General features: G+C 62.9%; 12 protein-coding genes. 7 read left to right on the plus strand and 5 right to left on the minus strand.

Annotated elements, in window-relative coordinates; translation table 11 throughout:
- Nucleotides 1–316 precede the first annotated feature (316 nt).
- The 7 genes from ACN2XU_RS02890 (at nt 317) to ACN2XU_RS02920 (ending at nt 9954) form a co-directional block, all read left to right on the plus strand.
- Nucleotides 317–2743 carry a tetratricopeptide repeat protein gene (locus ACN2XU_RS02890; protein WP_419408896.1) on the plus strand — a complete coding sequence of 809 codons (2427 nt, stop codon included), beginning with the start codon at nt 317–319 and terminating at the stop codon, nt 2741–2743.
- 120 nt (nt 2744–2863) lie between these two features.
- Nucleotides 2864–3472: a polysaccharide biosynthesis/export family protein gene (locus ACN2XU_RS02895; RefSeq protein ID WP_419408897.1), complete on the plus strand. Its 609-nt coding sequence runs from the start codon at nt 2864–2866 to the stop codon at nt 3470–3472.
- Between the two features lie 15 nt (nt 3473–3487).
- Complete coding sequence (locus ACN2XU_RS02900; RefSeq protein ID WP_419408898.1) at nt 3488–4792, plus strand: hypothetical protein; 1305 nt, start codon at nt 3488–3490, stop codon at nt 4790–4792.
- A 213-nt stretch (nt 4793–5005) separates the two neighbouring features.
- On the plus strand, nt 5006–6313 hold the full coding sequence (locus tag ACN2XU_RS02905; RefSeq protein WP_419408899.1) for a hypothetical protein: 1308 nt from the start codon (nt 5006–5008) through the stop codon (nt 6311–6313).
- Between the two features lie 130 nt (nt 6314–6443).
- Complete coding sequence (locus tag ACN2XU_RS02910) at nt 6444–7484, plus strand: hypothetical protein (protein WP_419408900.1); 1041 nt, start codon at nt 6444–6446, stop codon at nt 7482–7484.
- Between the two features lie 158 nt (nt 7485–7642).
- Nucleotides 7643–9247 carry a VPLPA-CTERM-specific exosortase XrtD gene (xrtD, locus tag ACN2XU_RS02915; protein WP_419408901.1) on the plus strand — a complete coding sequence of 535 codons (1605 nt, stop codon included), beginning with the start codon at nt 7643–7645 and terminating at the stop codon, nt 9245–9247.
- Nucleotides 9248–9288: 41 nt separating this feature from the next.
- Complete coding sequence (locus ACN2XU_RS02920) at nt 9289–9954, plus strand: rhomboid family intramembrane serine protease (protein ID WP_419408902.1); 666 nt, start codon at nt 9289–9291, stop codon at nt 9952–9954.
- A 12-nt stretch (nt 9955–9966) separates the two neighbouring features.
- Here the strand turns inward: ACN2XU_RS02920 and ACN2XU_RS02925 are convergent, their stop codons facing one another.
- The 5 genes from ACN2XU_RS02925 to ACN2XU_RS02945 all read right to left on the minus strand — a co-directional run bounded on the left by ACN2XU_RS02925 (nt 9967) and on the right by ACN2XU_RS02945 (nt 13768).
- Nucleotides 9967–10665, minus strand: a complete 699-nt coding sequence (locus tag ACN2XU_RS02925) for a sugar transferase (protein WP_419408903.1) — start codon at nt 10663–10665, stop codon at nt 9967–9969.
- Nucleotides 10666–10892: 227 nt separating this feature from the next.
- Nucleotides 10893–11108 carry a hypothetical protein gene (locus tag ACN2XU_RS02930; RefSeq protein ID WP_419408904.1) on the minus strand — a complete coding sequence of 72 codons (216 nt, stop codon included), beginning with the start codon at nt 11106–11108 and terminating at the stop codon, nt 10893–10895.
- A gap of 155 nt (nt 11109–11263) precedes the next feature.
- The gene (locus ACN2XU_RS02935) at nt 11264–12292 is read right to left on the minus strand and encodes a replication initiator protein A (RefSeq protein ID WP_419408905.1); all 1029 of its coding nucleotides are present in this window, start codon (nt 12290–12292) and stop codon (nt 11264–11266) included.
- A gap of 406 nt (nt 12293–12698) precedes the next feature.
- Nucleotides 12699–13085: a hypothetical protein gene (locus tag ACN2XU_RS02940; RefSeq protein ID WP_419408906.1), complete on the minus strand. Its 387-nt coding sequence runs from the start codon at nt 13083–13085 to the stop codon at nt 12699–12701.
- Entirely contained in the window at nt 13085–13768 is a 684-nt protein-coding gene (locus tag ACN2XU_RS02945; RefSeq protein ID WP_419408907.1) for a ParA family protein, read from the minus strand. The genes ACN2XU_RS02940 and ACN2XU_RS02945 overlap by 1 nt, the downstream gene beginning before the upstream one ends.
- Between the last annotated feature and the right edge of the window lie 89 nt (nt 13769–13857).

Genomic DNA, 13857 nt, shown 5'->3' on the forward strand with positions numbered 1-13857 from the left:
GTCAACATTTTGCCACCCTCGTATGACATACATTCTGCACCGGGTACAGACAATGCGCCACCGGCCTCATGGGGGCGTGACACTTGGCCTGAGACCTTGCCCTGGCCTGTGCCCAAAAAACCGTCATTTTACAGTCCATGGTCAGCGCCTTGCGGAGGCCCCATACCCTCCGCTGCCCTGTCAGATCGCGGTGGAGCCCTGGCAAAACAGATATTTGATGGCACAATGGGCCGGTTCCTGTCGACATCTGCGGGCAATTCCCCATAGTACGGGCCCAGATCTCCTATCCCATTTCCTCATTTGACAGACTGTAAAAATGCTCCGAATTTCTCGCCTGATCCCTGTGCTTCTTGTTGCTGTGACCCTGCTTTCCGGATGCGAAAGCGATGAAGAAAAGGCCGAGCGCTTCTACCAATCGGCCTTGACCTATATTGAGGAAGGCGATGTTGACCGCGCCCTCGTCGAGTTGCGCAACGTCTTCATCAACGACGGGTTCCACAAGGAAGCGCGGCTGCTCTATGCGGGCCTGCAGTATGATCGCGGCAATCTGTCCGAAGCCTACGGTCAGTATCTGCGCCTCGTTGAGCAGTATCCCGACACCGCGGAGGCGCGGGAGCGGCTGGCGCTGATGGCGCTGGCGCGGCGCAATTGGGACGAAGCCATTCGCCATGGCGAGCAGGCCATCGCCCTGGCGCCCGAGCACATCGGATCGCGCGCCATTGCCGCCGCCCTGCACTACCGGACGGCGGTTCTGGCCCGCAATGAGGATGGTCAGAGTGACGCCGCCGAGGAAGCCCGCGGCGTGCTGGAGGACGATCCGACAGCCAGCGCCGCGCGGCGCGTGGTGATCGACGACCTGCTGCGCCGCGAGGAGCAGGATGCGGCGCTGGAGCAGGTGGAGCTCGCGCTTGAATCCGACCCGGCTTCGCTCGAATTCAACACGCTGCGTGCCCAGCTTCTGGCCAATCTCGGTCAGATCGAGGCGCTCGGCCCGCATTTGCAGGCCATGTACGAGCTGTTTCCGGGAAACGAGGAAATCCGCTCTTCCCTGATCCGCTGGTACATGAGCCAAGAGGATTTCGAAGGCGCCGAGGCCTTTCTGCGGGCCGAGGCCGGCGATCCGGCCGAGGACACCGATGGCAATATGACCATTGTCGAGCTGATGCAGCGCACCCAAGGGTCGGATGCGGCACTGGCCGAGCTTGACCGGCTGATCGCGGCCGCGGGCGACGGGCCGGCGGGCGCGCTTTACAGGGCGGCCCGCGCCTCGGCGGAATTCGCCGCAGGCAAACGCGACGAGGCTATTGCCGCCATGCAGGCGGTGCTGGAAAGCGCGGATCCCTCCGATCAGACCCGCCGCATCCGTGTCATGCTGGCCCAGATGCTGACCTCGACCGGCAATATGGTCGGCGCCCGCGAGCAGGTGGAGCGGGTGCTGGAAGAAGATCCGACCAATGTCGGCGGGTTGAAGCTGCGCGCCGCCTGGATGATTCAGGACGACAAGCCAGGTGCGGCCATCGCCGACCTGCGCAATGCTCTGGACCAAAGCCCGCGCGACACGTCGCTGCTGGCGCTGATGGCCGAGGCGCATCTGCGCGACGGCAGCCCTGAACTGGCGCAGGAGCGTCTGTCGATGGCGGTGCAGATTTCCAACGGCGGCGCGGTGGAATCCGTGCGCTATGCCCGCTTCCTGATTGGCCGCAACCGGCTGCAGCAGGCGGAAACCGTTCTGATCAACGCCCGGAACGCCGCGCCTGGAAATGTGGAAATCCTTGGCCTGCTTGGAGAAATTTATCTGCGCCAGCAGAAATGGCCGCAGGCCCAGGCGATCATCGACACCCTGCGCGAGATCGACACACCACAGTCTTTGCAGCTTGCCCGGGTCTACCAGAGCAGCATCCTGCTCGGCCAGAACCGCATCGAGGAGAGCCTCGATTACCTGCGCGCGCAAATCGACGCCGAGGATGGAGGCGATCTGTCGGCGGTGATCCAGCTGGTGCGCACACAGGTGCTGACCGGCCGTCTCGACGAGGCGCGGGCCTATGTCGACGAGCAGATCGCGGAAAATCCGGGCAGCATCCCACTGGAGCTGCTGAGCGCCAACGTGCACGCGCTGCAGGGCCAGTTGAAGGAAGCCGAGGACATCTACCGTGACCTGCTCTCGCGGCAACCGGACATCGAGCCGGCGATCCTGCAGCTGCAGGTGCTTCTGCGCGCCACTGATCGCGAGGAAGAGGCCGAGGCGCTGGTCAGCCGGAGTCTCGAGCTGCTGCCCAAGTCCCGACGCCTGCGGCTTCTGGAGGCCTATCGCCTTGAGAAGAAAGGCCGTTTCGAAGAGGCAATCGCGATTTACGAGATCCTCTACGAAGAGCAGAGCTCGGACGTGGTGGTGGCCAACAACCTCGCCTCGATGCTGTCGAACCACCGCGACAGCCCCGAGGACCTGAACCGCGCCTTTGCCATCGCCCGGCGTCTGACCGGCACCGAGGTTCCCGCCTTCCAGGACACGCTGGGCTGGATCCTGTTCCAGCGCGGCGATGTGGAGGCGGCGATCGAACAGCTTGAACCCGCGGCCAGGGCCCTGCCCGAAGAGGCCAGCGTTGCCGCGCATCTTGGCCTTGCCTATGCCAAGGCTGGCCGCACCGAGGAGGCGAAAGCCGAATTGCAGCGCAGCCTGGATATCGCCGGAGACACCCAGGCGCCCTGGCGTACGCAAGCCGAAGAGGCCCTGAACGCGCTCTGACGCCGTTCGAAGGCTCTTGGAGATTGTATGCCGGGCAGCTTCCCGGCATACACGTTAAGACGGCTTTGCATCCTGCCCAGGCCAATCGAAGATTGATTAGAAATACCCGGGGGACCCACCATGACGATCATCCGCGCCTGTTTCGCGCTTTGTCTTGCCTTGCTGGCGATGACCGATGTCGCGCACGCCCAGAGCAGTTATCGCATTCAGAACGGCGACGTGCTGCGGATCGAGGTTCTGGAGGATGAGAGCCTGAACCGCGAGCTTCTGGTTCTGCCCGACGGCCGGATTTCGATGCCGCTGGCCGGCAACGTGCAGGCCGCCGGGCGCACCATCAGCCAGGTCCAGCGCGCCATCACCACGGGGCTGGCCAACAACTTCTCGCTGACCCCCACGGTCTATGTCGGGGTTAACAGGCTGGCGGAGCGCGAAGCCCCCACCGAGGAGGAGCCTGTCCGGTTCAGCATCTATGTGCTGGGCGAAGCGGCCAAGACCGGGCTGATCGAGGTGGAACCGGGCACCACCGTGTTGCAGCTCTTTGCGCAGATGGGCGGCTTTACCAACTTTGCTGCGAAGAAACGCATCCAGTTGCGCCGCCGCACGGAAACCGGAGAGCGGATCTTCACGCTGAACTACAAGGATATCGAGCGCGGCAAGAGCGGCGCCGGGCTGGCCGTGGTGCACGATGGCGACGTCTTCGTCGTCCCGCAACGCCGCCTGTTCGAATGACACGCTGAGCGCGCCATGTTTGCACCGCGTCCGCTCCTCGCTGCTGGCCTCGCGCTGCTTGGCACCGCCCTGCCCCTTGCGGCGCAGGAACGCGGTGAGGCGGGCGGCGTCTGGCTGCGCTTTGGCATCACCCAGCGCATCGAGGCCACACAGAATGCCGATCTTTCGCTGAAGTCGGACGGCCCGACCTTTGGCGCGGAAACCGGGCTGGCCTTTTCGCTGTCGAGCGAGACCCGCAGCGATTACCTCGGGCTGACCATCGGCACCGCGTTGCGCCATGTCTCGGCGCCCGATCCGGACGACGACGTGTCTTTCGGGATCAAAGCGCCCCGGGTCGAGCTGAGCTATCGCCGCAATGGCGCCGGGTCCCAGTTCCAGAGCCGCCTGAGCGCCCAGGTCGAGGATATCGCCTACCTGCGCGGTATCGCGGAATTCCTGAACGAGGACGGCACGCTGCCGGAGGGCATCGAGACCGTCGAGGATCTCATCAATCTTGACGACCGCCGCGCCACCGGACAGCGGCGCACACTCGCCGCGAACAGCGCCCTGCGCGTCGGGGAAGGCGGCCCGGTCGAGGCCGGGCTGCGCCTGACCGCCCGGCATGTGGATTACTTCGACACCGATCCGACCCTGTACTTCGACAGCCAACGCTATGCGCTGCGTGGCGATGTGAAGCTGCGGCTGGCCGACAATCTGACGATGACCAGCCAGCTGGGCTATGCCGAATACCACGAAGAGGGCAGTGCCCTGCGCGAGACGTGGGATCTGGGGTTCGGGCTGTCGCATGAGCGGCCGCGCGGCAGCCTGTCGTTCTCCGTCTCGGCGAGCCAGGTCGAGGAAGGCACCAGCTATTCGCTGAGCAGCGGCTGGGCGCCGAAGCTGGCGAACGGCTCTTTGAGTTTCTCTCTGGGAGCCAGCCGGAGTGCCAATGGCACCGACGCGGTGACGGGCGGCGTCAGCTATTCGCGCAAACTGCCGCGCGGCACGCTCTCGGCGCAGCTCCGCCGCGGCCTGACCAGCGGCACCGAGGACACCGAGGAGCTCTTTACGCTCACCTCGGCGAGCTATCGCCATGCGTTCAGCCCCCTGACCGGGATGCAGTTCAGCCTGTCTTACCTCGACACCAAGGATCTTGCTGCAGGCGCGCGGACCAACCGGGGCGAGTTGGGCCTCGGCATTCAGCACAGGCTGTCGAAGGAGTGGGCCGTGAACCTCGGCTACCGCCGCGTGATGCTGCGCGAGACTGCGGTGGGCAGCGGCTGGGCCGAGAGCGACAGCGTGTATGTGAGCATGGGCAGAACGTTTTCCCATCGGTTCTGAGGCCGGCCACACCCTGGTACATAAACACGCATAGCATGAGCCGTGGGCGCCATTGTTCTCGCGTTACTGGCAATGCGCCGCATCGACATTGACAAGGGGCGCGCCAAACGCCTCTGATCGGCAGGAATTAACCGCCATTCATTCGGCGGTATCCCATGCCCGATTTCATCCCCGGATTTTTCGCGCATCGTTCAAATAAAAATGGAGAATTTCATGTCCCGCATTTCCAGGCTCACCTGCACCCTGTCGCTTGTCCTCCCACTGGCCGCGCCCGCAGGCGCCGAGGTGCTGTCGACCACCGATCCCACCATCAGAGACAACCTCTGCGTCGGCGGGGGTTGCCTTGCCACTGAAACCTTCAATGGCAATTACAGTGCGCTCAAACTCAAGTCCAACAACACGCGGATCCTCTTTGAAGACGACTCCGCCACCGCCGGTTTTCCCGCGAACGACTGGGCTATTCAGGCCAATGACCGGCTGAACGGCGGCGAAGATCAGCTGATGTTCATCGATGACACCACCGGTGCCGAAATCCTGACGATCAAGGCCGGGGCGCCGTCTTCGACGCTGGTTCTGGACGGTGATGGGCAGGTTGGGATCGGCACCGAGCTGCCGCAATCCCCGCTGCATGTGGAGGCGACCGCCACCGAGGGTATCAGGCTGAACCGCTCCAACGCGGCCGGCGGGGGCCAGGCCTGGGAGACGGTCATCTTCGGCAACGGCGATTTCGGCCTGTCGGACATCACCAACACAACGACCCCCTTCGCGATGCGGCCCGGCACCCCGAACAACGCGATCTTCCTCGAATTCGACACCGCGCAAATCAATTCTGGCAACCGGGATTACAATTTCGAGGTGCGCTGGGACGAGGGCAGCGCCTTCTGGGCGGATGGCGGCACCGGCGATATCGGCATGGGCACCACCACCCCCAGCGCGCCCTTGCATATCGTCAGCAACGACCCCGCAGCCGCAGACGATCAGGGGGTCCTTGTGGAAAACACCAGTTTTACCCCCGGCGTGCGCGGCCTGTTCACCATGCGCAACAGAGGCGGCTCCTACTTCACGCTCGACAACACCGATAGCGGCACAGTGTGGTATTTCGTCCACGAGAACGCATCCCCGAACCGGTTCATTATCACCGATGGTGTCAACGACGGGCCAGAGATGGTCGTCTCTGCCGAAGGCAACCTGACCATCCAGGGCGAGCTTTTCACGGCCGGGTCCTGCGCGGCCGGGTGTGACCGGGTGTTCGACGAGGATTATCCCCTGCCAAGCATCGCCGAACAGGCCGCCATGATGAAGGCGAACAAGCACCTGCCCAATGTCGGCCAAACGCCCGAGGACGGCCCCTTCAACATCACCGCCATGACCGGCGGCATGCTGAACGAGCTGGAAAAGGCGCATCTGTATATCGCCGAGCTGCACGATACGGTCGAGACCGAACGCGCCCGCAACGCCGCGCAGGAGGCCCGTATTGCCCGGCTCGAGGCGCAGTTGGCAACGCTGACAGCAGGTCGCTAGAAACATTGCATTGACAGGGCCCGAGACGCACTTAACCTTTTCCGGCGGCCTGCTGGGACGGCAGGGCGTCATTTTAGAAAACATTTTTTGGCGTCAGGTCCCTGAAGGGCTGACGCGTGGGAGACCTGTTATGTTGTCAGTTTTTCGCACCACTGCCGTGCTGATTGCCGCGGCCTGCGCCACTCCGGCCTTGGCTCAGACCACCAACCACCCCGCCGATGTCAACATCGCAGGCACCCTTGCTGTCGGGGTCGAACCTAACGGGGACCTATGGGTCGCCGATGATGCTACCATCGATGGCAGTATCTGCATTGGGAACAGCTGTTCCAATGCGCCCGGTGGAGAAGTCTTCGCCAACGATGAAACAATGCGGTTCCAGTACACTCAGCTTTCGATCCAGTTCAACGACACCTCCAGCTCCACCTCGCCCAACAACGACTGGACGTTGCGTGTCAATGATCCCAACTCTCGGGCCTCCGGGGGGATTGATCGGTTTTCGATCGAGGATGACACGTCGGGAACAACACCGTTTACCATCGCTGCGGGCGTGCCGGACAACGCCTTCTGGCTCGCCAGTTCGGGCCTCGGGCTTGGCACGTCACTGCCCGCGGCCAGTATGCACATTGTCGGAAATGATCCGCGCATCCTGATCGAACAAAGCGGCACAACGGCTGTTCGTGAAATGTTCAACATGACGAACAACGGCGGCTCCTACTTTACCTTGGACAACACCGATAGCGGGACAACTTGGTACTTCGTGCACGAGAATGCGTCGCCCAACCGGTTCATTATCACCGATGGTGTCGCGGATGGCCCCGAGATGACCCTGACCGCCGGTGGCGACATCACCATTCCCGGAAATTTCATTTCTGGCGCCACCACGCTTAACGTGCCTGACTATGTCTTTGCCGACGCATATCGCCTGCGCCCGCTGTCCGAAGTCGCAGAGTTCGTGAGCGCCAACCGCCATCTGCCCGATGTTCCCTCGGCCGCGGATGTGGCGCGGGACGGGCTCGATCTGACGCAGATGCAGCTGGCGCAGCTGAAAAAGATCGAGGAGCTGACGCTTTATACGCTGGAGCAGCAGGCGGTGATCGAAGCGCAAGCCCGTGAAAATGCCGATCTGGCCGCAAGACTCGCCCGGATCGAGGCGCTTCTGGCGCAGGACTAGGGCCTGTACGGCCTTGGCGTGCTCGCGGGTTTGTCAGGAGCTGCCTTGCGAAAAGCAGTTCCATGACGGGCCTTTGCCCTTTAGTATCCAACCGATCTTGAAAAATTCCGGCGCCGCCGGACTGCCGCTATTACGGCTCGCCAAGTTCCGAGGTGCCAATGTCTTTTTCCCAAAGCCTGTCCCGGCTGCCGCTTACCCCCGCCCAAGGGCTGAACCTGCAGGGATTTTTGTGGTTCGTGCTGCTGTGCATGGTGTCCCTGCCCGTCTTCTGGCTGGGGTTTGTCTCGCTTGGCAATGCCTGGATGACGCCCGAGTACAGCCACGGCCCGCTGATCCCGCTGATTTCGCTCTACCTGTTCCTGCGCGAATTGCGCAACGCGCCGCCGCACGATCCCGCCGCCCCGGTGAGCCGTATGCCCGGGGTGATCGTTGTCGGGCTCGCGCTGGTCTTTGGCATCTTTGGCAACCTCGTGCGGATTCCGGACGTGGTGACCTATGCCTTCATCCTCTGGACCGGGGGTGTGGTGCTGACCTGCATGGGCTGGCAGCGCGGCAAGCATCATCAGTTGCCGGTGCTGCACCTGGTGTTCATGCTGCCCCTGCCCCAGTTCCTCTATTGGAAGCTGACCATCGCGCTGCAGCTTGTCTCCTCCGAGCTGGGCGTGTGGTTCATCCGCATGGTCGACATTCCGGTCTTCCTCGAAGGCAACGTGATCGACCTTGGCGTCTACAAGCTGCAGGTGGCCGAAGCCTGTTCGGGGCTGCGCTATCTCTTCCCGATCCTGTCGTTCAGCTACCTGACCGCGATCCTCTATCGCGGGCCGTTCTGGCACAAGGCGCTGCTGTTCCTGACGGCCGCGCCGCTGACCATTTTCATGAACTCCTTCCGCATCGGCATGATCGGCATTCTGGTGAACTATTTCGGGATCGAGCAGGCCGAGGGCTTCCTGCACGTCTTTGAAGGCTGGGTGATCTTTGGCGCCTGCGTCGGCATCCTGTTCCTGCTGGCGGTGGTCTTGCAGCGCACGACGCGCAATCCCAAGACACTGGCCGATACCATCGACCTCGACTTTCAGGGGTTGGGCGGTCAGGCGGCCAAGGTGCTGGCGCTGGCGCCGAGCCGGGGATTGATCGCCGCCGCCGCCGTGTCCACCCTCGTCGTCGGGGCCTGGTATGCCGCGCCGGCCCCGCAGGGCGAGCGCGTGGTGCGCGAGAACTTCCTGTTCTTCCCCAAGCAGATCGACGGCTGGCGCGGGGTCAGCCTGCCGCTGGAGCAGGCGACACAGGACGTGCTCAAGGCCACCGATTACGTCAACACCACCTACACCTCGCCGAACGAGGTGCAGCCGGTGAACTTCTTCTCCGCCTTCTACCAGAAACAGACCGAAGGCGCGGGCATCCACTCGCCCGAGGTCTGCCTGCCGGTGGGTGGCTGGGAGATGTTCTCGCTGCAATCGGTGCCGGTCTCCTTCCCGGGCACGGTCTATGGCGATTTCGCCGTCAACCGCGCGGTGATCCAGAAGGGGCTGTCGAAACAGATGGTCTATTACTGGTTCGAGCAGCGCGGCACGCGCATGACCAATGATTTCGCGGTGAAGGCGGGCGTGGTCTGGGACGGGCTGACGCGGCAACGCTCGGACGGGGCGCTGGTGCGCTTTGTGACCCCGATGGGCCGCAACGAGAGCGAGGCGGACGCCGAAGCGCGGCTGCAGCGCTTCATGGCCGAGGTCCTGCCCAAGCTGCCGCGCTTCATTCCGGAGTAAGGCTCTGCTAAGGCTGGCGTGACCTCGGGAAAGGACACGGCGTGGACGGCAGCACGACGGTACGCGACAGCCGGGCCGCGCAGGCGCGATATGTCTGGCTTGGGCTGGCGCTGGTGTTCTGTGCCATCGAGGCGCTTTTGATCCTTGCGGACCGGGGGCTTGTGGGATCGCCGCTCTGGCGCCCCCTTGCCTACCAGTATGGCGGCTTCTGGGCCGGTCTGCTGCACAGCTGGACCCCGAACTACGGGCTGCAGCCGGTCGCCATGTTCTTCAGCTACATGATTTTGCACGCGGGCTGGCAGCATCTGCTTGGCAACGTGCTGGCGCTCGGCTGGCTTGGGGCGCAATTGGAACGCAGCCTGAGCGCGGGGCGTCTTGCGGCGCTGTTTGTGATCTCGGGGGTTGGCGGCGGGATCGGCTTTGGCCTGCTCTCCGCAAGCCCGCGGCCGATGGTTGGCGCCTCCGGGGCGATCATGGGGCTGATTGCGGTCTGGATCGCAGCGGATGCGCAGGCGCTGCGTGCGGAGGGCGCCTCGAAGCGCCGGGTCTATGGCATGGTGCTGTGGCGCACGACACTGATTGCCGCGTTGAATGCGCTGGCCTGGGTGCTCGAAGCGGGGGCGCTGGCCTGGGAGACGCATTTGGGCGGCTTTGTTGCCGCCGCCCTGGCCATGGCGCTGGTCCCGGCGCTCAGGCCAGGAGCCTGAGCCACCGGCGCTTCAGTGACCCGTGGCTTTGACGACCACGCCCACGGTCGCCACGAGGATCTTCAGATCCTGCTTCAGAGAAAACCGGCGGTTGTATTCGGTATCAAAACGGGCCCGGTCGGCAAAACCGCTCTCGTTGCGGGCGCTGACCTGCCAGAGGCCGGTGATGCCGGGCCGCAGGTCATAGTAGTCCCGCGCCGGGTAGAAGGCGCGCTGATCTTCGAGCATGGGACGCGGCCCCACGAGGCTCATGTCGCCGCGCAGCACGTTCCACAGCTGCGGCAACTCGTCGAGCGAGGATTTGCGCAGGATGCGGCCAACGCGGGTGATCCGCGGGTCGTTCTTGAGTTTCTGATGGTGGTCCCATTCCGCCCGCGCCCTGGAGTCGCTGTCGAGATGGGCCTGCAGCTTCTGATCAGCCTGGGGGACCATGCTGCGCAGCTTCCACATGCGGTAGCTCCGACCGTTCCGTCCGACGCGCATCTGCGTATAGAGGGGATTGCTGCCATCGCAGGCCACGAGGAGCAGCATCGGGAGCAAAATCAGCAGCACCACGGGAGCGGCGATCAGCACGGCGGCAATATCGAAAAGACGCTTGCCGATTGCCCGGTAAAACCCGGAGGGTTTGCCTGCGGTTGCTTCATAGCCGGAAACCAGCCCGGGCTTGCCCGCGGCAAGAGACTCAGGGTCATTGTAAGCGTATAGCGACATGAAATCGTCTTCCCCCGAAAATTGGCGCTTCAGGTCCGGCAGCAGGATGAGACAACGGTCTGTCTCGTGCGCCGGGCCGCACCTGAACTTGCATAATTCAATTCTTTAACGTTCTATTAACCTTGATTGCTGCAGTGCGGCAAGGCTCGTCGCCCCAGTTTGTCGCTTGCCCGCCCCCTGTGCCAAAAAAAACAGCATACCGGGTCGTCGGCGGGCAGCAGATGAATTCAGTCCTGGCTTGCGGTCCAGGATGCGGCGCGTCCGGGGCGGTAAAGCACCACCATGACGGTCGCAACCGCAGGCCAGACCATGCAAAGCATGTAACCGATCAGCATGTAGACCGGCGTACTTTGCGCACGTCTCTTCTGTTCTTGATACGTCAGCGAAATCGCCATGATCGTGGTCAGGCAGTAGGCTGCCATAACGATTGTCCAGAAATCCATACTCTCAACCCGTCCTGTCGTGCTGAAAAATTCGCCTTAAAGGCGATCATTACCTTAACAGTATCTAATGCAATTGTGACCAAAATGGCCATCCATTTATGTCTTTTTGTTAGCGCTTGCTTAATTAGATTGCAACAAGCACGCCCTGTGACGGCTCAGGGCTTGCCCCGCCGCTCGTTCCACTTCCGGCAGAATCCAAGGAACGCCATTTCCGGATTGCGTGGCACCTCGGAGGCCCAGCGGCGCCATTCCTGTTCGATCATCCGCACGTCCCACCCGGGCGCCGCACCGCGCGCCATGTCATAGACATCCGGATCGAGCTCCGGGATTCGAACCATGTCCGAGATGTCGGGGCCCACGGTCCCGCGTGAGCGTGCGATCAGATGATCCTTGGTCTCGTCGATGCGGATTTCATAGTCTGGCATGTGGCCGTATTCCGCGTCTTCCTTGGCGATGGCAGAGACGAGACGGCGGAATTCGCGTAAGGTGGAGCCGGAGCCGCATTTCTTCTGAAGCACCTCCATCGACACCCGCCATTCGCGCTGACGCCCGCAATGTTTGCGCGCCAGCTCGTAGATGCGCCGTTCCAGCGGCTTGCGCAGGCGGAAATATTCGCGACTGAGGGTCAGCACCTCCTGCGCGCGGATGGCGTTGAACACCCAGTCCGAGAGCTTGACCTCCACCTCCTGCATCCGCCCGTCGCGCGTTTCGCGCACGATCCGGGCGCGTTCGATCAGGCCGAAGGTTTCGAAGATCTCCTGCCCGCCCGTTGTGATGTTGGTCGAGATGCGCGTCCCCGCGAGGCGCTCCATGGCAGCCTTCAGAAGGTTGTAGCCGCGCCCGGTCGTCATGCGGTTGGTCGCCTTGAGCAGGTCGGCGGCGTGGAAGCGGATCACCTGCTGCGGCTCTTTCCCGTCGTTCATCCCCTTGATGAGCGCTGAGATGCAGTAGATCAGCACGTCCCGGTCGTGCACCGTGGCCAGCCCGTCGGTCGAGGGTTTGATTTCGACGGTCATGCCGTTGTGCTCGTACTTGCGCGGGCGCGTGTCCGGCTTGGTCGAGAGCGAGAAGATCGGGTGCTCCATCGACCCCACGTCGCCCTTCGGCGCGGCGTCAAGAATGTCGCAGACGAAGAAATCCCCCTGCGGGTGGCGGTCCGGCAGCAGTGGATAGTCGGTGGTCATGGCAGCTTCCCCCTTCGACACTTCACACACGGGCCACCTTAGAACGACACTTCACACACGCCAAGAGGAAAACGACACTTCGCCCACGCCCGAACGACACATCACCCACGCCCTGCGGGCAAAAAACGACTCCGGATCAATGGCTTGTTCCCTGTGTTTCAGGGGCTTTGATTCGCGGGCCGGGGAATCACCACTCTACACACGGGGAATCACCACTTTGCACACGCAGAATCACCACTTTACACACGGGGGGGTGTCTGGAAGGGTTTGAATTGTCTTGGAAAAAAGCCGATTCGAGAGGGCGTAACACTATATTTAACACATATATAACACCCAAGGACGCACAGCCCCGGGGAAAGGCCCGGTTTTCAGACCGGGACAAGCATTGAAAGGAATGCATGGCCGATCAGGATTTGGTCAGATCAGCCTGCAGAAGCGTGACCGCATGTTCGAACGTCTCGCCCAGACCCCAGCCGTTGGCATCGGCGATGGCGCAGAAGGCCTCGATGGTTTCGGGCTTTGTCTTGATGTTGAACTGGGCGTTGCGGCCTGTTCGGCGGCGTCTGACCGGTTTGGCCGCGGTCTTGGCCGCCTTCCCCGCCTTTTTGGGCTTGTCTTCCGGCGCGGGCTTGACCGGCTCGCGGGACCGGAAGCCCGTGGCTTCGGCAAGCTCGCGGCTCGCGGTGCGGCTTTCGGGCGGGGTCTTCTTGCGGGCGGCGGGTTTCGGGGTCCAGTCGGCAGGGTCGAAGCCGGTCAGTTCGTCCTCGAAGCCCAGGTTTGCGCGCTCCTTCATCAGCTCACCTCCGCCATGCGGCCAGCCTTCAGCCAGCTGAGAACCTCGCCCGCGAAGCTCTGGGCGTTGATGCGGGCCTTTTCGATGTTGCTGACCAGTGCGGGGTCGAGTGTTGAGAGTGTTCCGCCATAGTCGAACAGGTCGCGAAAGGCGGCGCGCTCGACGATCGGTGTGCGAAAGACCTCGATCCCGGCACGGGCAAGCTGGGCCTGCACGTTCTTCATGGCGCGTGACGTGACGGCGGCGCTGGTGCGGGTCAGGGCGACACCGTGCGGGATCTTGCGCCGGGCAAGACGCTCCTGATTGCGGATCAGGCGGATGGTTTTGGCGCCCCCTTTCGCATCCATGGACGAGCCCTGAAGCGGGATGACGACCAGATCGGACATGCCGATGGCGTTGGCGACCATCAGGCTGGCGGTGCCTTCGAGATCGACGATGACGAACTGGCTCTCCTGCGCCGCCTCGTCGATACGGTCGACGATGCTTTCCTCCGTGACATCGCCCTGAATGGTGATGTTGTCTGGCTTGCCCGGCAACCCCGCCCATTGCGAGATCCAGCGTTCCGGATCGGCGTCGATAACGGTGACCCCTGCCCCGCGCTCGGCGAGCTCCATGGCCAGAAGCAAGGCGGTCGTGGTCTTGCCCGCCCCGCCCTTGGGGTTGGCGAATGAAATGATCGGCATGAGAACTGCTCCCTCATGGATGTGTTTGTATTTTGTTATGCAGCGAAGGGTAGCTGGTAGCTAACCGGTACTCAACTGTTAACTGATAG

The organism is Pacificoceanicola niger (assembly GCF_048553275.1).
Taxonomy (GTDB): Bacteria; Pseudomonadota; Alphaproteobacteria; order Rhodobacterales; family Rhodobacteraceae; genus Pacificoceanicola.

Excerpts from the sequence above, each read along its gene's own strand:
- ACN2XU_RS02945 (WP_419408907.1), bottom strand. The coding sequence starts at position 13,768 with ATGCCGATCATTTCATTCGCCAACCCCAAGGGCGGGGCGGGCAAGACC.
- ACN2XU_RS02890 (WP_419408896.1), top strand. The coding sequence starts at position 317 with ATGCTCCGAATTTCTCGCCTGATCCCTGTGCTTCTTGTTGCTGTGACC.
- ACN2XU_RS02895 (WP_419408897.1), top strand. The coding sequence starts at position 2,864 with ATGACGATCATCCGCGCCTGTTTCGCGCTTTGTCTTGCCTTGCTGGCG.
- ACN2XU_RS02940 (WP_419408906.1), bottom strand. The coding sequence starts at position 13,085 with ATGAAGGAGCGCGCAAACCTGGGCTTCGAGGACGAACTGACCGGCTTC.
- xrtD (WP_419408901.1), top strand. The coding sequence starts at position 7,643 with ATGTCTTTTTCCCAAAGCCTGTCCCGGCTGCCGCTTACCCCCGCCCAA.
- ACN2XU_RS02905 (WP_419408899.1), top strand. The coding sequence starts at position 5,006 with ATGTCCCGCATTTCCAGGCTCACCTGCACCCTGTCGCTTGTCCTCCCA.
- ACN2XU_RS02930 (WP_419408904.1), bottom strand. The coding sequence starts at position 11,108 with ATGGATTTCTGGACAATCGTTATGGCAGCCTACTGCCTGACCACGATC.
- ACN2XU_RS02935 (WP_419408905.1), bottom strand. The coding sequence starts at position 12,292 with ATGACCACCGACTATCCACTGCTGCCGGACCGCCACCCGCAGGGGGAT.
- ACN2XU_RS02910 (WP_419408900.1), top strand. The coding sequence starts at position 6,444 with ATGTTGTCAGTTTTTCGCACCACTGCCGTGCTGATTGCCGCGGCCTGC.
- ACN2XU_RS02900 (WP_419408898.1), top strand. The coding sequence starts at position 3,488 with ATGTTTGCACCGCGTCCGCTCCTCGCTGCTGGCCTCGCGCTGCTTGGC.
- ACN2XU_RS02925 (WP_419408903.1), bottom strand. The coding sequence starts at position 10,665 with ATGTCGCTATACGCTTACAATGACCCTGAGTCTCTTGCCGCGGGCAAG.